Annotated in this window: 17 protein-coding genes; 9 read left to right on the top strand and 8 right to left on the bottom strand. The window is 41.9% G+C overall.

Annotated elements, in window-relative coordinates; all coding sequences use genetic code 11:
- Positions 1-53: 53 nt before the first annotated feature.
- Complete coding sequence (gene yeiP / locus HCZ11_RS06530) at positions 54-626, bottom strand: elongation factor P-like protein YeiP (RefSeq protein ID WP_130052017.1); 573 nt, start codon at positions 624-626, stop codon at positions 54-56.
- Positions 627-816: 190 nt separating this feature from the next.
- Between yeiP and HCZ11_RS06525 the strand changes: the two genes are divergently transcribed.
- Entirely contained in the window at positions 817-1,203 is a 387-nt protein-coding gene (locus tag HCZ11_RS06525) for an MmcQ/YjbR family DNA-binding protein (protein WP_130052018.1), read from the top strand.
- A gap of 13 nt (positions 1,204-1,216) precedes the next feature.
- Here the strand turns inward: HCZ11_RS06525 and HCZ11_RS06520 are convergent, their stop codons facing one another.
- From HCZ11_RS06520 to fadI, 3 genes are all read right to left on the bottom strand, one after another.
- A complete protein-coding gene (locus tag HCZ11_RS06520; protein WP_167657959.1) occupies positions 1,217-1,747 on the bottom strand; it encodes a GNAT family N-acetyltransferase in 531 nt (176 codons plus the stop codon).
- A gap of 138 nt (positions 1,748-1,885) precedes the next feature.
- Positions 1,886-4,111: a fatty acid oxidation complex subunit alpha FadJ gene (gene fadJ / locus HCZ11_RS06515; RefSeq protein ID WP_167657958.1), complete on the bottom strand. Its 2,226-nt coding sequence runs from the start codon at positions 4,109-4,111 to the stop codon at positions 1,886-1,888.
- Positions 4,111-5,421 carry an acetyl-CoA C-acyltransferase FadI gene (gene fadI, locus HCZ11_RS06510; protein WP_130052021.1) on the bottom strand — a complete coding sequence of 437 codons (1,311 nt, stop codon included), beginning with the start codon at positions 5,419-5,421 and terminating at the stop codon, positions 4,111-4,113. Before fadI ends, fadJ begins: the two co-directional genes overlap by 1 nt.
- A gap of 336 nt (positions 5,422-5,757) precedes the next feature.
- Here fadI and HCZ11_RS06505 point away from each other — a divergent pair, with 336 nt between their 5' ends.
- The 8 genes from HCZ11_RS06505 (at position 5,758) to HCZ11_RS06470 (ending at position 13,976) form a co-directional block, all read left to right on the top strand.
- Entirely contained in the window at positions 5,758-6,714 is a 957-nt protein-coding gene (locus tag HCZ11_RS06505; protein ID WP_130052022.1) for a MoxR family ATPase, read from the top strand.
- A 3-nt stretch (positions 6,715-6,717) separates the two neighbouring features.
- Entirely contained in the window at positions 6,718-7,662 is a 945-nt protein-coding gene (locus HCZ11_RS06500) for a DUF58 domain-containing protein (protein ID WP_130052023.1), read from the top strand.
- A gap of 2 nt (positions 7,663-7,664) precedes the next feature.
- Positions 7,665-8,105: a DUF4381 domain-containing protein gene (locus HCZ11_RS06495; RefSeq protein WP_130052024.1), complete on the top strand. Its 441-nt coding sequence runs from the start codon at positions 7,665-7,667 to the stop codon at positions 8,103-8,105.
- Positions 8,098-9,084 carry a VWA domain-containing protein gene (locus tag HCZ11_RS06490; RefSeq protein ID WP_167657957.1) on the top strand — a complete coding sequence of 329 codons (987 nt, stop codon included), beginning with the start codon at positions 8,098-8,100 and terminating at the stop codon, positions 9,082-9,084. The genes HCZ11_RS06495 and HCZ11_RS06490 overlap by 8 nt, the downstream gene beginning before the upstream one ends.
- A 1-nt stretch (position 9,085) precedes the next feature.
- Entirely contained in the window at positions 9,086-10,960 is a 1,875-nt protein-coding gene (locus HCZ11_RS06485; protein ID WP_167657956.1) for a VWA domain-containing protein, read from the top strand.
- Complete coding sequence (locus tag HCZ11_RS06480; protein WP_167657955.1) at positions 10,954-12,603, top strand: BatD family protein; 1,650 nt, start codon at positions 10,954-10,956, stop codon at positions 12,601-12,603. Before HCZ11_RS06485 ends, HCZ11_RS06480 begins: the two co-directional genes overlap by 7 nt.
- A 72-nt stretch (positions 12,604-12,675) precedes the next feature.
- Positions 12,676-13,230 (top strand): sigma-70 family RNA polymerase sigma factor, encoded by a 555-nt coding sequence (locus HCZ11_RS06475; protein WP_368484043.1) that lies wholly within the window; start codon positions 12,676-12,678, stop codon positions 13,228-13,230.
- The gene (locus tag HCZ11_RS06470; protein ID WP_130052029.1) at positions 13,230-13,976 is read left to right on the top strand and encodes a DUF3379 family protein; all 747 of its coding nucleotides are present in this window, start codon (positions 13,230-13,232) and stop codon (positions 13,974-13,976) included. The genes HCZ11_RS06475 and HCZ11_RS06470 overlap by 1 nt, the downstream gene beginning before the upstream one ends.
- A gap of 77 nt (positions 13,977-14,053) precedes the next feature.
- On the opposite strand, the gene HCZ11_RS06465 is transcribed toward HCZ11_RS06470, so the two are convergent.
- The 4 genes from HCZ11_RS06465 to HCZ11_RS06450 form a co-directional block, all read right to left on the bottom strand.
- The gene (locus HCZ11_RS06465) at positions 14,054-15,244 is read right to left on the bottom strand and encodes an amino acid aminotransferase (protein ID WP_167657954.1); all 1,191 of its coding nucleotides are present in this window, start codon (positions 15,242-15,244) and stop codon (positions 14,054-14,056) included.
- A gap of 73 nt (positions 15,245-15,317) precedes the next feature.
- Complete coding sequence (locus HCZ11_RS06460; RefSeq protein ID WP_167657953.1) at positions 15,318-15,977, bottom strand: GAF domain-containing protein; 660 nt, start codon at positions 15,975-15,977, stop codon at positions 15,318-15,320.
- Between the two features lie 45 nt (positions 15,978-16,022).
- Positions 16,023-17,693, bottom strand: a complete 1,671-nt coding sequence (locus HCZ11_RS06455) for a fused response regulator/phosphatase (RefSeq protein ID WP_167657952.1) — start codon at positions 17,691-17,693, stop codon at positions 16,023-16,025.
- A complete protein-coding gene (locus tag HCZ11_RS06450; protein WP_130052033.1) occupies positions 17,693-17,998 on the bottom strand; it encodes an STAS domain-containing protein in 306 nt (101 codons plus the stop codon). The genes HCZ11_RS06455 and HCZ11_RS06450 overlap by 1 nt, the downstream gene beginning before the upstream one ends.
- Between the last annotated feature and the right edge of the window lie 66 nt (positions 17,999-18,064).

Below are 18,064 nucleotides of genomic sequence, written 5' to 3'. Positions count from 1 at the left end.
TATAAATAAAACAAAAAAACCGGCTAAAAGCCGGTTTTTGAAGAGCCACAAAGTTATTTTTCTGCGCGGCCCATAAACTTATGTTCAACCGTGTTGATACGAATGCGATCGCCTGTAGAAATATGCTCAGGTACCTGAATCGTTAAACCGGTTGTCAAACGTGCAGGCTTTGAACGTGCACTTGCTGAAGCACCCTTAATTGAAGGATCGGTTTCTTCAACAACAAGCTCAACACTTGATGGCAAATCTAGGCCAACCGGAGCGCCATCGATTACAATTACGTGAAGACCTTGAGTTTCTTCATTTACGAATAAAATCTCTTCGCTAATCGCTTCTTTATTTAAGTTATAAGGCGTGTAGTCTTCATTATCCATGAATACATACTCTTCACCGTCAATGTAAGAGAACATTGCTTCACGACGAATTAGATCCGCTAGTTTTAGCATGTCGCTGTCTTTGAATGTTTCATCAACTTTACCACCAGTTACCACATCGTATAAACGCATACGGTATAAACTGCCACCAGCACGACCTTGTGGTACAGAACGTTGAATATCTTTAACTACTAAAACACGGCCGTTATGCTCGATAGCGGCGCCTTTTTTAACTTCACTTGCCTTAGGCATGGGTGTATTCCTATCGTTTTTTGTTGACAGAAATTTACCACGTAATGGCTATTGTTCAATAAAAATTTGCAGTTTTAACTCACAGCCGTTATTTATTCGATTTTTCAGCAAATTATAATATTAGTTGTCTCAAAACTAAGAAAAAGCTGCTATGTTTATAACTACGAAAAATGACTTCAAGGATTGGATCATGAATCAACACACAGTACACGAATATTTAATGAAAAAGCCATTGGTGATGATCACCCAACCATTTGGCCAAGATGTCGACGTTTACAAGGTGAATCATAAAATGTTTGCCACCCTTGCTGAGGGCAAAGAAGGCCAAACAGACGATGAAGGTAATCTTGTATGGTGGCTAAATCTGAAATGCGAGCCAGATGAAGCCCAAGCATTGCGTGATATTTTCCCGTCGGTGATCCCGGGTTATCACATGAACAAACGTTTATGGAATACGGTTATTTTAGATGGTACCGTACCACAAGGAGAGATTGAGCGGATGATTGATAATTCGTTTGATTTAGTGGTTGCGAATATGCCAGAAAAAGACAGAAAAGCGATTGAGCTTCATCTGTAAAATTGCGCACTGATCACGCTCTGTGATCAGTGCAACCTAAATAAAAATGATGATCGGTATACAAAACACCGCCAATAGCATACGCATCTAGCTGCTTATCGACTAACTGAAAACCACATTTCTCAAGTACTTTTTCTGAACCGATATTACCTTCGGTGACAACCGCTTTAAATTCCCGCACAGCATGTTCTGATTTGGCGTAATCAAGCACTGCTTGCAAAGACTCTGTGGCATAGCCACGACCATGAAAATTAGGCAGCAGCAAATAACCGACTTCTTGACTATCAGGCACTGTTGATGAAGTAAACCCAGTTACACCCACCTCTTTACCTGTACTAGTTTCAATAATAACTAAGCACAGTGGTGAATTCGAATTTGGCTGCCAAGGCTTTAAGCGTTCATTAAACTTTGCTCGTAGCTGCGCCTCTGAGGGCTTATCGAAGCATTTCTCTATCACTTGGGCATCATTATGCAAAGTATAAAACAATGGCCAGTCATCGGCATTTAACAGCCGTAGTGTTAATCGCGAAGTGGTGAGAGTCATGGTGATTAATCGCTTAGTAAATAAACCTAGTTATAACAAACTGATTTCGAGAATTAAATACCACTTATGGCCAATATATAAGTAAAAAGCCCCGCTCAATAAGCAGGGCTTTTAAAATTAACTAATTAATTTAAAGAATTAGCTTTTAGTCGTTTCTGTATTAGCTTCTTCTGACGCTTGCTCGTCTTCAACCACTTCTTTGGTTACTTCAACCGGATCGACAGGCGTAGCTTCAGCTATTGCCAGCTCTTCGCTTTCTGCTTGGTAAAAACGCCCCCCCTTTTCAGCCATTGCTTTTAACGTATCGCAAGGTGTGAAAATAGGGTTGTAGTTAGCAAAAGTCGCCATTTCTGAGCTCACTTGTGCTGCACCCAGTTTATCCATATAGCTAAATGGACCGCCTAAGAATGGTGGGAAACCGATACCAAAAATAGCACCAATATCACCGTCACGCGGGCTTGCAATAATGCCATCATCTAAACAGCGCACCGCTTCGTTAAGCATTTGCGCAACACAACGTTTAGCAATTTCGCTCTTGTTTAAACGAGGTGATGGCGTAACACCAAGTAGCTCGTATACTGACTCATCCACTTTTTTATCTTTCTTGTCGTAAAGGTAAAAACCACGGCCAGTCTTACGACCTAAACGCTTAGAATCGATTAAGCGATTAAAGGCGTCAGGTGCTTTAAAGCGCTCGCCCAACTCTTTTTCAAGGATTGGCGCAATTTTAGAACCTATATCAATCCCTACTTCATCAAGTAACGCTAAAGGCCCTACCGGGAAACCAAACTCAACCAATGCTTGGTCAATCTTTTCAATTGGCTCACCTGCAAGCAGTAAATTAGCCGCTTCATTAACATAAGGCGCTAAGATACGGTTTACATAAAAACCAGCCATGTCTTTAACCACAATCGGGGTTTTACCTTGCTTACGGGCAAAGTTAACAACGCGTGCGATAGTTTCTTCAGACGTACCGGCGTGTGGAATGATCTCAACAAGTGGCATCTTTTCAACTGGAGAGAAGTAATGCAGACCAATTACATTTTCTGGGCGTGCTGCATCAGCAGCGATTTGTGCAATCGGTAATGATGAGGTATTACTTGCAAAAATAGTGTTGTCTTGGCATTCACGTTCAACATCAGCCACCATACCTTGCTTTAAAGCAAGATCTTCAAACACTGCTTCGATAACGATATCAATGTGTTTAAAGCCGCTGTAATCGGTTGTACCGGTAATGCGGTTCATGGTTTGTTGTAAATCAGCTTTAGATAAAATACGACGCTTTTGCTTTTTATCTAAAATCTTATAGCTGTAGTTCATTGCATTGCTGATGCCCTTTTCAGCCACATCTTTAATGCGCACTGGAACACCCGCTTTTACAGCACTAACATGGGCAATACCCGCGCCCATGAGGCCGCCACCTAATACTGCCGCTTTAGCGATTGCTGGTGCATCATCATTACGCCACTCTTTTTTCATTTCAGTGGTTGCAAAGAAAATACCGCGCAATGCTTTTGACTCATCACTCATTACCAGCGTGGCAAAGCCTTCTGCTTCAGTTTTGTATGCTTTTAACTGATCAAGCTCAACACTTGCACGAACCGCTTTAATAATGGCTAAAGGTGCTGGGTAGTGACCGCCTGTTTTCTTCAGCACGTTTTCTTGTGCTTTTTTGAAAATAATATTGCGACCAAATGGGTTTGACTCAAGTAATTGACTTAAACGGTCTAGCTTAGGTTTAGTAGCCTTCGCCTTACCTTTCAGAGCAAACTCTTTAGCAACGTCAAGTAATACACTGTGTGGTACACAGTCATTTACTAAGCCTGTTTTCTTCGCTTGCTTAGCACGCACTTGCTTACCTGTAAGCATCCACTCAAGTGCTTTTTGCAAGCCAACTAATTTTGGTAAACGTTGAGTACCGCCACCACCAGGTAATAAGCCTAACTGTACTTCTGGCAAACCAAGCTTAGTGATATCGCTGTCAGAACACACTCGATAATCACATGCTAAAGCAAACTCTAAACCACCGCCTAACGCTGCACCATGAATAGCACTTACTGTTGGGAAAGGTAGCTTTTTCATATCGAAAAAGGCTTGTTGGCACATTTCGCTTAACGCTAATGCATCTTCACGGCTATTCGCGCTATCAAGCATTTTAATATCAGCACCAGCGATAAAGTTATCGCTTTTACCACTAATAAATACCATACCTTTTACAGCTTGCGCTTGTGCGTCTTTGAGTAAGGTTTTTAAATCTTCTGCGAAACTGCTGCGCAGGGTGTTCATTTTCTCACCCGGCACATCAATGGTTACAACGGCTACGCCGTCATCAGCCACTGATAAACTAAATACTGAATCTGTCATTACGCACTCTCCAATACAAAGGCTGCGCCTAAGCCACCCGCTGCACACGCAGTCGTAAGCGCTAAGCCGCCACCGCGACGATTAAGTTCATTTAAGCTTTGCGTGATCAGGCGTGCACCTGTTGCCGCAAATGGGTGACCGTATGCTAGTGAGCCACCTAATACATTGAACTTGTCCATGTTAATTTCGCCGATCGCTTTACTGCGACCAAGCTTTTCTTGTGCAAATTTGTCTGACGCAAACATCTTCATATTAGCCAGTGTTTGCGCTGCAAATGCTTCGTGCATTTCGATTAAATCTAAATCTGCTAATGTAATACCTGCACGGTCAAGAGCAATTGGCGTAGAGTGAGCCGGACCCATTAGCATGTCCTCATGGACACCGATTGCCGAGAAAGCAAAGCTACGTACATAACCTAAGATATTGTAACCCAATGCTTTTGCTTTACTTTCACTCATCATTAATACCGCAGCAGCACCATCAGTTAGTGGCGTAGCATTAGCGGCTGTAACAGAACCGTGTTGACGGTCAAATACTGGTTTTAATTTCGCATAGCCTTCAACAGTCGAGTTATGGCGAATGTTATTATCTTGCTCAATAAAACTCTTATAAGGCGCTACATGCGCAGTCATCACTTCGTCTTTAAGTTTGCCATCAGCCCATGCTTGGCTTGCAAGAGTATGAGAACGATGTGCTAAAGCATCTTGGTCTTCACGGCTAATACTATGCGTTTTAGCCATTTGCTCTGCCGTTTGACCCATAGATAAGCCTGTAGAGTACTCAGCTACCGCTGGCGGCACAGGAAGTAAATCTTTTAGACGTAGTTTTGAGAAAATCTTTAATCGCTGACCAAGCGTGCGTGCTTTGTTTAAATCAACAAGGCTACCCGCTAATTTTTTGCTGACACCAATAGGTAATACAGACGATGAGTCAGCACCACCAGCGATACCCACTTGCACTGAGCCTGCCATAATTGACTCGGCTACGTTAGCAATGGCTTGGAAACTTGTCGCACACGCACGCGAAACAGAATAAGCATCAACAGAAACAGGCATGCCCGTACCTAATACGATTTCACGGGCAATATTTGGGGCTTCTGGCATTTGCACTACTTGACCAAATACAAGTTGATCAATTTCAGATTTATTAAAGTTAAGTCGTTCAAGCATTTCGTTGACAACTAACTTACCCATATCAAGGGCTGGTACATGATGAAATGCTGTGGCTTGCTTTGCGAATGGCGTTCGCAGGCCGCTAACGATAGCGATACGATCGCCTTTTGCTGTTTTAAGTATATTTTGCTCAGACATTTATGCTCTCCCGCTGACAGGTCTGACCTGTTTGTTTTTCCTGATTCTAAAACAACCCGTGTACGAATGCCAATATTAAGTTTTCAACCATAGGCTTTTTTTGGCCTATTTACAAAAAAACACTGTATTTATATGGTAGGCTAAAAATCCTTAAAAAATAACGAACTATTTGAGGATTTTGTGTCTAACACTTGTGTTATAACTTTTGAATCCTTATAACTTGTTAATAGCGCCCCACCACGGTACCGCGTAAAGAATTTATCGGTACTGAATATAACGCATTGGCGCATAGCAAAAACAATTTTTGACTCACGCTTTTAGGACAGTCTTTTTATTATGGCAGTTAACGCATTTTCACAATTAAAATCATACTTAGACACGCAAATTATCGGCCAACCACAATTAACCCAAGCACTGTTAATCGCGATTTTGGCAGATGGCCATTTATTAGTAGAAGGCCCTCCAGGTCTTGCAAAGACCCGTGCAGTCAATGCCTTAGCAAAAGGGGTTGAAGGTAGCTTCCAACGTGTTCAGTTTACCCCAGACTTATTACCTGCGGATGTCACAGGTACCGATATATATCGTCAGCAAACCAGTGAATTTGTATTTGAAAAAGGACCGTTATTTCATAACCTAATTTTGGCTGACGAAATTAACCGTGCCCCTGCTAAAGTACAATCTGCGCTACTCGAAGCCATGGCTGAACGCCAAGTAACGGTTGGTAAAAACACTTATCCACTGTCTGATCTATTTATGGTTATGGCAACCCAAAACCCGCTAGAGCAAGAAGGCACTTACCCACTACCAGAAGCACAGCTTGACCGCTTCTTATTGCATTTGAGCATTGATTACCCGGGTGCTGAACACGAATTAGATATCCTACGCCTAACCCGTGGCGAGGCTATTTCTGATAAGCAAGCAGAGACACAACAAATTAGTCAAAGTGAACTTTTTGCTGCGCGTAAAGCTATTTTAGGCTTGTACTTAGCTGAGCCACTTGAAAAGTACCTAGTGCAATTAATTGTTGCAACCCGTGAAGCTTCAGAGCTTGATGAGCAACTTGGCCGCTGGATTGAATATGGCGCAAGCCCGCGTGCAACCATTGCCCTTGATAAATGCGCACGAGCTCATGCTTGGCTTGAAGGCCGTGATTTTGTAGCCCCAGATGATATTCAAGCGGTGCTGCATAATGTGTTACGTCACCGTATTATTTTAAGCTACGAAGCGCAGGCCGATGGCATCAGTAAAGATGACGTGATCAGCCGTATTTTAGAACTGGTAGCAGTGCCATAAGCTATGTCGAGCCAATTTGATACAGCGGCGTGGTTAGCAACGAGCCATAGTCAAGGCGTCAATTTATCACTCAAAGAGTTGATGTATTACAAAGCCAAAGCTCGTTTACTAGAACTTGCGCCCAAAGTAAAAATCAAAAACAGTTTAGCTGGGCAATACCTTGCGCCACATAAAGGTCGCGGGATGGAGTTTGCTGAAGTGCGTCATTATCAAGCTGGTGATGACATACGCTCTATCGACTGGCGTGTTACCGCCCGTACAGGCGAAACCCACACTAAACTGTTTCAAGAAGAAAAAGAACGCCCTGTTTTTGTATTTACCGACTTTTCTAACTCGATGCTGTTTGGCTCAAAGTTACTGTTAAAATCGGTGCAAGCAGCGCATATTAGCGCATTAGTTGCTTGGTCAGCGTGTCAAAGAGGTGACCGCATTGGTGGTCTGGTGTTCAATCAACATAGTCATCACGAATTAAAGCCTACGTCACGCGAAAAGGCGGTGTTAAAGCTCTGTCACAACTTATGTGATATTCACAACCAAGCGCTCAATAATATCGACAAAACAGCCAACAGCCTATTTAGTGAAAACCTAAAACGCCTTAACCATTTGGCTAAACCCGGTAGCCTAGTTTATATCGTTTCTGATTTTAGTGCCCTTGATGAAGCGAGCTTTAAACAACTTGAAATGCTGAGCAGACACTGTGAGTTGGTTGGTTGCCATATTAGCGACCCATTTGAACATCAGTTACCTGCTTTTAAACAAACAGTAACTGTGTCGGCAAATGGACAAGATCTTGCTTTACCATTAATGGACAAGCAATTTCGCGAGCGCTTCGCTAAATCTGCTGAAGAGTCTTTTTCTAATAGGTTAAAGCGCCTACAAAAATCTGGGCTTAGTTTAATTTCATTCAGTGCAGCCACTCCACTTGAGCTGCAATTAGTGAGAAAGTAACAATGCAAAAAAATCCGCTAGATGGCTTACATGATGTCATTGCACCGACCGAGGTTGCATGGTGGCCACTTGCTCCAATTTGGTGGCTGATCATCGCCTTAGTTGGTTCGTTATTAATTATCGGCTTAGTGCTTTTATATAAAAACCAACAGTTCAAAAAAGCCAAGAAACAAGCCATTAAATTAAGTAAAACCCTTAGTGATGATGATGCACAAGAGCTACACATTATTTTAAAACGTTTAACCCGTCATTATTACAGCAGTCAACTTGCCTCTCAGCCTTTGGCAAAGTGGTCTGAAAATTTATCTAAGCTAAGTGGCGATAACTTTAGTTACGACGAGTTGATGCCGCTTTATCAGCAGCAAAGTAATAATGCTGAACTTGCAGCTAAATTACGCAGTGCCATTCGCAACTTTAAACTCAAGGAGCCAATTAATGTTTGAGTTTAGTTGGCCATGGTGTTTTGTGCTTTTACCCCTACCTTGGCTTTTAAGTCGCTTTATGCCGTTAAAGCAACAAGGGCAATTACGGTTGCGTATTCCTGGCTTTGCTAAGCTTGGTTTGAATAATCAAGCGGTGCAGCAACATAGTCGTAAAGTCTCTTTGCTCGAATGGGCAGTATGGGGATTATTAGTTATTGCTATCGCAAACCCGACTTGGCTTGATGACCCCATCACCTTGCCCAATGAAGGCCGCGATATCATGCTTGCAGTAGATTTATCTGGTTCTATGACAGAACAAGATATGGCCTATCAAAACCAGTATGTCGACAGGCTAACTATGGTAAAAGCGGTACTGAGTGACTTTATTGAGCAACGTCAAGGCGACCGCCTTGGTCTCATTTTATTTGGCGACACCGCATTTTTACAAACACCTCTTACGCGTGATGTTAAAACCGTGAGCCAAATGCTGAGCGAGGCGCAAATCGGCCTAGTAGGTAGAGCAACCGCCATTGGTGATGCGTTAGGTTTGTCAGTAAAACGTTTTGCTAATAAAGATGAAAGTAACCGTATCGTTGTACTATTAACCGATGGTCAAAACACCGCAGGTAACCTTGACCCAGAAGATGCCCTGCTGTTAGCCCGCGAAGAAGGCATTAAGGTATATACCATAGGTGTTGGTTCTGATAACCCGCGTGGATTTAGCCTGTTTAATATGGGTGGTATGAGTGGCGGTAACTTAGATGAAAGCTTACTCAAGCGTATTGCAGAACAAACTGGCGGCTTATATTTTCGTGCAAAAGATGTGGCTGGCTTGCAGCAAATTTATCAGGAGCTCGATAAACTTGAGCCTATCAGTAGCGATGAGCAGACGTTCCGTCCACAAATTTCATTGTTTTATATTCCACTGCTTGTGGCGCTAGGCTTAATCAGCTTAACAATGTTAGTCAATTTTATTCGCCAACTTAAGCAGGAGAGCTAGTATGGATTTTGAATTTATTCGCCCTGCACTACTTTGGTTATTGCTCCCCGCACTGATTATTTTTAGTGTGTTGTTAGTACGCAATAAAAAGAACGCCCCAGCTGATTTAATTGCCCCCCATTTGGCGCAGTTTGTAATGAGCGACAATCATAAAAAGCAAAGCCAACCGCTTTGGCTAGTTGCTATTTTTACCTTGCTAGCCATTGTGTTTGCAGCAGGTCCAAGCTTCGAGAAAAAACAAGTCCCAGTGTTTCAAGCGAAAAACGCACGGGTTATTGTGATGGATATGTCGTACTCAATGTTCAGTACCGACATCGCACCAAATAGATTAGTTCAAGCTCGCTTTAAAGCACTTGATATGATTGAACTTTTCAAAGAAGGTGATACGGCATTGGTTGCTTATGCAGGTTCTGCATTTACCATTTCACCGCTAACCAATGACGCCAGCACCTTAGCTAACCTCATCCCAAGTCTAAGCCCAGATATCATGCCGAGCAAAGGTTCAAATGTTATTGAAGGCCTAGAAAAAGCCGACGATTTACTTAAACAAGCAGGCTATTTAGATGGTGATATTATTTTAGTTACCGATGGGGTTGATAGCCTTGATCAAGAAGATATTAGTCGCTTTACCGCTCAGTCGAGTTATCGCTTGAATGTCTATGGCGTCGGCACGGAGCAAGGTGCGCCTATTAAGTTACCTGAAGGTGGCTTTTTAAAAGATTCGCAAGGACAGATTGTTATTCCGACGCTAAATATCAGTCGCTTAAGTGCTTTAGCGCGCAACAGCGGTGGCAAATTTGCACTTTATCAAACCAGTAATCAAGATATTCAAACATTTGCCCCAACAGCCAATGCTGAAGTACTCAAAGACGAGAAACAAAGCCAAGCATTATGGCGTGTTGATGCTGGTATATACGGTCTTGTTATTTTACTACTATTAGCGCTCTTTTTAATTCGCCGAAGCAGCCTAGTACTTGGCTTTTTGTTCGTTATGTTATTACCTCAGCAACAGGTTTACGCCGCCGAGTTACCAGAGGTGTTTAAAAACCAAGACCAACGCGCTCTCGATGCCTATCAGCAAAATCAATTTGAACAAGCCGCCCAAGCTGAAAACACGCAATTAAAAGGCGCAGCCCTTTATCAGCAAGGTAATTACCAAGCTGCCATGGATGCGTTTAGTGAAGATAAATCTGCGACGGGTTTGTACAACTATGGCAATGCCCTTGCAAAGGCAGGTGAACTAGAGCAAGCAATAGAAGCTTATAAGAAAGCCCAACAGCTTAAAAATGACTTCACTGAAGCAAAAGAAAACCAAGCCCTTGTTGAACAGTTAATGCAGCAGCAAGAGCAACAGCAGCAACAAGATCAACAGCAAAACACTGATCAACAAAACTCCGATGGTCAGCAAGATAACCAGCAAAAGCAACAGGGTGAAAACTCCCAGCAAGGCGATAACTCTGAGCAAAGTGAGCAGCAAGATGGCCAACAACCCTCAGAGCAAGGCGAACAGTCAGATCAAAAAGGTGAGCAAAGTGACTCTGAAAGTGATCAACAAAACAAACCTGAAATGCAATCTGAATCAGAAAAGTCGCCACAATCAGGTGAGCAAAAGCCAGAGCAATCTCCTGAGCAACAAGATGCCCAGCCAGAGCCATCGCAAAGCGATGAACAAGCTAAACAGCAAGCAGAGCAACAGGCTATGCAGGCACAAGCTGCTGAGCTGACTAATGAAGAGAAAGAAAAAGCCCAGCAACTTAATCAATTGCTGCGTAAAGTTCCCGATGATCCTGCGATCTTATTAAGAAATAAAATGCAATTAGAAGCACAAAAACGAAACTATCAACGTCGTCCACGAGGAGCCGAAAAATCATGGTAATGCGATTATTATGTTGTTTATTGCTAATCGCGGCAGCGCCGCTTTGGGCTGCCACCCAGCTACAGGCAAGTGTTGATAAAAACCCAGTCCTTGCCGGTGAGTTTTTTGTTTTAACCATCTCAGCAGACGACTCTATTAACAGCGAACAACCCGACACTTCAGTGTTATTAAAAGACTTTGTTGTAGGGCCTACCAGTGTAAGCTCGCGTACCAACATTATTAATGGTGAGATCAGTAAGCAAACTAACTGGTCTGTAAAACTGATGACCCGCAAAGAAGGCACTTATACCATTCCTGCTTTTACCGTTGCTGGTGTCAGTTCAAAACCGATTGAGCTAACGGTGGCTAAGCGCAGCCAAACCTCTGAGCAAAATAAAGAAGCCTTCATTAAAACAAGCATCAAGCCAACTAGCTTATACGTGCAAGAAGCCGGTGTTTATACGGTTAAATTGTATTTAGACAACAACAAAGAACTGCTTGATGGCAACTTAACCACACCAGAAATGGAAAACGCTGAGCTAACTCCAATTAACAAGCAATCTGAAGACTATGAGTTAATTGATGGAAAACGCTATTTAGTGATCACCCGTGAGTATTTAGTGCAACCACAAAAAAGTGGCGTGAATACCATCACAGCCCCAGTATTCAATGGCCGTATTCGTCAAAATTACCGACAAATGGCTGTTTCAGCAATGGGCGAAGATGTCGATATTGAAATCAAGCCAATTCCAGAAAACTACTCAGGTGCTTGGTTACCGAGTGAATTGGTTAACCTTGATGAGCAATGGCAACCAAAAGATGACACCGTGGAAGTCGGTACGCCGATCACTCGAACTATCACCTTAACCGCATTGGGGGTTACTAAAGAGCAACTTCCTGATATCGATATGCCGCAGGTGCAAGGTTTTAGAAGTTACCCTGATGAAAAAGAGAGTAATCATCTGGTACGTGATGGCCGTGTTATTTCACAACAAACGGCTTCTTATGCTTTATTACCGCAAACACCAGGCACTTATACATTGCCTGAAATAAAGCTGCCTTGGTTTAATACCAAAATCAATCGTATTAGCTACGCGACAATACCTGCTCGAACATTAACAGTTGTGCCAAGTACAAATCCACTCACACCAACAGCCCCTGCTATCGCAGAGCCGCAAACAGCAAGCTCTAATGAGCTGAGTCATACGCCAACTAATGTGCAAACCGTTACGCAAGTCACGACGCCAATGTGGCTTATTGTCGTGGCAGTTGTCGGCTATGGACTTTGGTTAGTCACCTTAGTGCTTTACATTAAAAAGCGCCCTCAACAATCAACGCCTAAAGCATTATCTAAGAGTGTTACATCCGTGTCATTAAATGAGTTAAAGCTGTTTGCAAAACAGAACAATAGCTCAGCGTTTTATAACGCATTAAACCTCTATGCAAAACAGTACACAGGTAAGAATGTAGCGGCCATTGAGTATTTACTCGCATCACTCAAAAACACACAACTTAATGATGAAATTGCTAAATTACGCACTAAACTTTATAGTTCAGCAGATGAACAAGTTGATTTAAGTTTAATTGTAAACTTGCTAAGCCAAGCAACAAAGCACACTCAATCGACAAGTAATGACACTGAATTAAAAAATCTTTACGATTAACGATTAATCTAATAGATTGAATATAAACGGCTAATCTTGAATTAGCCGTTTTTTTAAGAAAAAAATAATAATATCAGAAAGATTTTTTCTGATAGGCAGGTCTTAGTTACTATGACAGAAAAACAAAAGCGATATGAAGCGCTGGTTCATGTCTACCACAGTGAGCTTTTTCGCTTTGCGTATTGGTTGTGTCGTGATCAGAACATTGCTGAAGACTTAGTGCAGGAAACTTTCCTGAGGGCTTGGCGTGCCTTGGATTCACTGCAAGATCAACAAGCGGTAAAACCTTGGTTGTTAACTATCTTACGTCGCGAGAATGCACGTCGCTTTGAACGTAAACAATTTGATTACGCCGATGTTGAAAACGACACCCTTGTAGATGAAAAAAGTACAACCCTTGATGCTGAAATGGAACAAACAGTGATTCAACGACAAATTGGAAAGTTATCACAAGAGTATCGAGAACCATTACTGCTGCAGGTGGTAATGGGTTGCTCTGGCGACGAGATTGCCCAGATCCTCGATTTAAATAAAAATACTGTCATGACACGACTTTTTCGTGCCAGAAACCAGCTTAAAGAGGCTTTAAGCAGTGATGATGATCAACTTAGAGGAGCATCAAATTAATGGATGAACTCGAGTTTCGCCGCCGCATCCTCGCCGAGCCAAGCACTATTGATAAGGAACTTGAAGCGTTTGCCGAGCAGGACACTGATAAACAGGCGTTTATTGATGATGTACGTGCCCTCGATGATGAACTAAGCAAAGCGCTTAACGTACCCGTGCCTGAAAATTTGGCAAAGCGAATTATTGATAACACCTATGCTTGTGAAGAAAACCATGAGCAGCCGCTAGACACTATTATTGAGGCTAAGTCGCGCTTTGCCTTCAATCGCCTGTATTTAGCCGCCGCAGCATCGTTTTTAGTGGCAATTAGTGTGTTCTTTGTCATTAACAAACAACATACTTTATACAGTGTGGGTGAGCATGCCTTTACACACCTCTATCATGAGATTGGCGCGTTAGATAAGCATGAAGCGATAGACCTTGCTTATGTAAATGAAAAGTTTGCTACTATTGGCGGACACCTAGATGAGCTACCAGGTAAAGTAACCTATTTGATGTTTTGTGACTTTCAAGGCAAAAAAGGCCTACACTTGGTGTTTGAGTCTGACTTTGGCCCAATGACAGTATTCATAGTGCCTTCTGACGAGCAACCGTTTGGCACTGGCTCTGATGATTTCAATGATGAGCGTTTTGCTGGTCACATTAACCGCGGAGAGCGAGCAGATACTATCTTAATAGCGAGTATTGGCGCTCCGCTTGACAGCTACAACAATATGATTAATGACGCCATTCGCTGGCTACATTAATACCTACTCGTAGTAACACATATTACAGGCACAAAAAAACCGCAGTCATGCGGTTTTTTTTATCGCTATAGAGCCGATTATTTACAAACGTCTGCTACTGCATTTGCAAAGTAATCAATGTTAGCATCACTGATACCAGCAACGTTTACACGGCTAGAACCAACAATGTAGATTGAGTACTCTTTTTGTAAACGTTCGATTTGCTCTTTATTAATACCTAGGAATGAGAACATACCATTTTGACGATCAATAAATGAGAAGTCTTGATTAATACCTTTTGCAGCTAAGCTTTCTTTGATTAAAGTACGTAAGCCATTAATACGGTTGCGCATTTCATCAAGCTCGTCATGCCACATTTGAGTAAGCTCAGTGCTACCTAAAATCGTGCTAACAATATCAGCACCATGCGCAGGCGGCATAGAATAGATACTACGTACAACACTTAATAATACAGAGTTAGAGATATCAGCAGTCGCTGCATCTTTAGCAATGATTGAACATGCACCGATACGCTCGCGGTATAAACCGAAGTTTTTCGAGCAAGAAGAACAGATGATTAGCTCATCTACCGCTGCTGCTAATTTACGAAGACCCGCTGCGTCTTCTTCAAGGCTTGAACCAAAACCTTGGTAAGCAATATCAACCAGTGGCGTGAAACCAACTTCAACAGCAAGATCAGCAACTGTGCTCCATTGCTCAGCATTTAAATCCATACCGCTTGGGTTGTGACAACATGCGTGGAATAACACAACATCACCTTTAGGCACTTGCTTAAGGGTATTAATCATGTCATCAAATAAAAGGTCTTTATTTTCGTAATCGTAGTAAGGATATTCTTTTACTGTTAAGCCCGCCGCTTCAAATAAGCTGATGTGGTTTGCCCACGTTGGCGTAGTTACCCATACCGTCGCATCTTTGTTGCAACGCTTAATGAATTCGGCAGCAACACGTAGCGCACCTGTACCACCTGGTGCTTGTGCAGTGCGAACACGGTTAGCTAAAAGTGCTGGATGCTCACCCAGTAATAAGTTTTCCATTTTTTGACAGTAATCTAAGTTACCAGCCAAGCCAATGTACGATTTACTGGTTTCGTTTTCTAAACGAAACGCTTCCGCTTTTTTAACCGCTTTTAATACAGGCGTATTGCCTTGCTCATCCTTATAAACACCTACACCCAAATCAATTTTCTTTGGGTTTGTATCTTGTTTAAAGGCCGCCATTAGGCCAAGAATAGGATCTGTTGGTAATGGTTTTAATTCTGAGAACATTGACTATCTCTTTTTATAGGGGTTAGCGTTGCCACTAGCTTAACATAAAAACCCAGCCTGATTACTAGTAAAATTAGACCAAGAGTTGAGGAATTTTAATACAACAAGCCACAAGTAATGCAAGGGTCTGCTGATCAAAGAAATCATTACTAAATGCTTCTGCATCTATAATACCTAAGCATTCATTTTTAGCTGATAGTAAGGGTAAACAGGTTTCAGCTTTCACATTTGGATCGCAGGTATAATACTCACCACCTTTTGCAAGATAATCAGCAACGTTATTGATCACGCGACCTTGCTTAGAAAGCGCGACTTGAACATTGTTACTACCTTTAGCAAACGCTTCTGTAAGCGGGAATAATGGTCGGCTAGGTGCCCCGTGATAAACCAGTTTTAATAACTGAGGGCCTTCGTCAGTATTTGTTGCTTGATAAATACCAAACCAATCAACTTGAGTCTGAGCAACGACAAAATCGATGATTTGTTGAAGCTTAGTCAGCTTTTCAGTATTTGTAGCATCATCTGCAACATAATCGTTTAATTTGAATGGTTCATCTTGCAAATAACCAAATAAGCTACACGCCCCCCCCTCGCCTAGCTCAGGAATTTGATACTCCCAACGCACTGCTGGTGAAGCGGACTCTGCAAGATATTGTTCAAGGTTCGATAATTGCTCAGCAACCAAGTTTTCTGGTAATTCAAGCTGTGCAGTAGATAAGTAGTTAGAAATCATTTAGCCATCCAAACATCTATAATGCCAGAATGATAACATGCGATTTTAGTGTGAGCTAGTACTGCTTGCTGTTAATTGATAATAAATTTCGACTTGATTACCAGCACTATTAAATGTCACTTTTGAGGCAACTTCTCTAAGTAAGCACAAGCCTCTACCATGCTCCCTTGCAAGGCTTTGTTGATTTGTTTGCTCTTTACTAAAACCGTTTCCTGAGTCACAAACGGTAAAATATAGAGCACACTCTTCGGGGCAATAACGGATATCAATAATGATTAAAGCATCTGTTAAATTTGCGAGGGCCTCTTCTCGTTGTTGATAATAAATTAAAAAGCCATCTTCTTGATTCTTAATCTCTGAGTCGAGACCTAACACACCGTGATCTAAGGCATTATTATAGGCCTCTGAGAGTATCAAAAAGATATTTGCGCGATGGGCATTTAACCCCGCCACTTTACTTATTACATCAACTACTTCCAACACAGGATCTGTGCTTTTGATTTGCTTTGAATTTAAGCTCAATGAAAAATTAAAGGGTAATGCAGATAGCTGTTCAGACTTTTGCTCAGACTCATCCATAGGTAAACAATTTAATAATACTAAGCTTAAGTCGTCTTGTTGTTTATTGCCGCGGGCAAATTTGTTTACTCGTTCTAATACTTGATTTGAAGAAATATTTGGCTTTGAGCCAAGCACCTTTTTAAAACGCTGCTCACCAAAATATTCATCATTTGGGCTAGTCGTTTCAATAATGCCATCGGTCGCCATCACGATACGAGAAGTATCTTCTACCTCTATGTGAATAAGTGCACGTTCAAATTCATCCTCTTCTAAAATACCCAGTGCCATGTGTTGAGATTCAAGAGTGCGAATGAGTTCTCCATTTTGGTCGATAATATACGTATCAGGTAATCCTCCAAGCCAAGCCGAAACACTTTTCCCGGTGTTACTGAGCTCTATAATGGTGGCAGCACAAAACATATGTCCTGGCAGTAATTTACCTAGTACTGAATTAATTTCTGCAGCAATATCACTGACTGACATCCCCTTACTTACCATTGTATAAAATACCCTTGAAGCAGGAAGTGCTCCGACCGCAGCAGCTAAACCATGGCCGGTAAAATCACCAAGCATGCAGTACAAGCTGCCAATTGGGCTTTGTGCTACCAAAAACATATCGCCATTAAACATAGCGGCAGGTGATAAATGAAAGTCTAAATGCGACGGAAATGACTGTTGGTTTTCGAGGGCGTTATTAAAAATATGTTCGACGATTTCATGTTCGCGCTCGACTTGATTTTGATGATATTCAAGTTGTAGATTTTGCTCTCTTGCCTTTTGGCTTAAATTACGGATCCGGCTATGCGCTTTAATTTTCGCGTTAAGAATGACCTCTTGAAATGGCTTATGTAAAAAGTCATCGCCGCCAACCGCTAAGCAACGCTCAAAACTCGCTTCATCTTCTAAAGAGGTAATAAATATAATCGGTAAGTAAACTTGGCTAAAGCGCTCTTTGATAATCGCTGCGGTTTCAAAGCCGTCCATCACAGGCATAATGACATCGAGTAACACAATATCAATGGTGTGTTCTTCGAGCAGGTTTAAAGCAACAAGCCCGTTTTCAGCGGTATAAACACGGTAGCCCTGCTGCTCTAACATCACGGTTAATAAGCGACGATTTAAGGCAAGATCGTCTACAACCAGAATATTAAGCATCAATCAATATCGAACTTTTTATCAAAACGTGAGATTTGCAGGATTTTTTTCAGTTGCGGTTGGCAATTGCTAATTTGAATTGTTTCAACTTTGCCTGTTAGGTTTTTTTTCATGTTCAGCAACATGCCTAACGCTGAGCTGTCCATGTAATCTGTTTCTCTGAGGTCAATAACCACTTTATCGATATTGTCGTTAAGATCGGCGTACGCCTGACGAAAAGATTGCACCAAATTAAAATCAAATTTTCCTTTGATTTGTACGGTTAATATAGCGCCATCAGCAGAAGTGCTGCGCGATAAACTCATAATAAACTCCTAATAAACAAATCTTTCCTGATACCTAATTAAATATAACCGCTTAGAACAAATAAG

It is taken from the genome of Pseudoalteromonas sp. HF66 (assembly GCF_011806445.1).
GTDB lineage: Bacteria > Pseudomonadota > Gammaproteobacteria > Enterobacterales > Alteromonadaceae > Pseudoalteromonas > Pseudoalteromonas apostichopi.
This window is presented reverse-complemented; position numbering and strand designations above follow the sequence as displayed.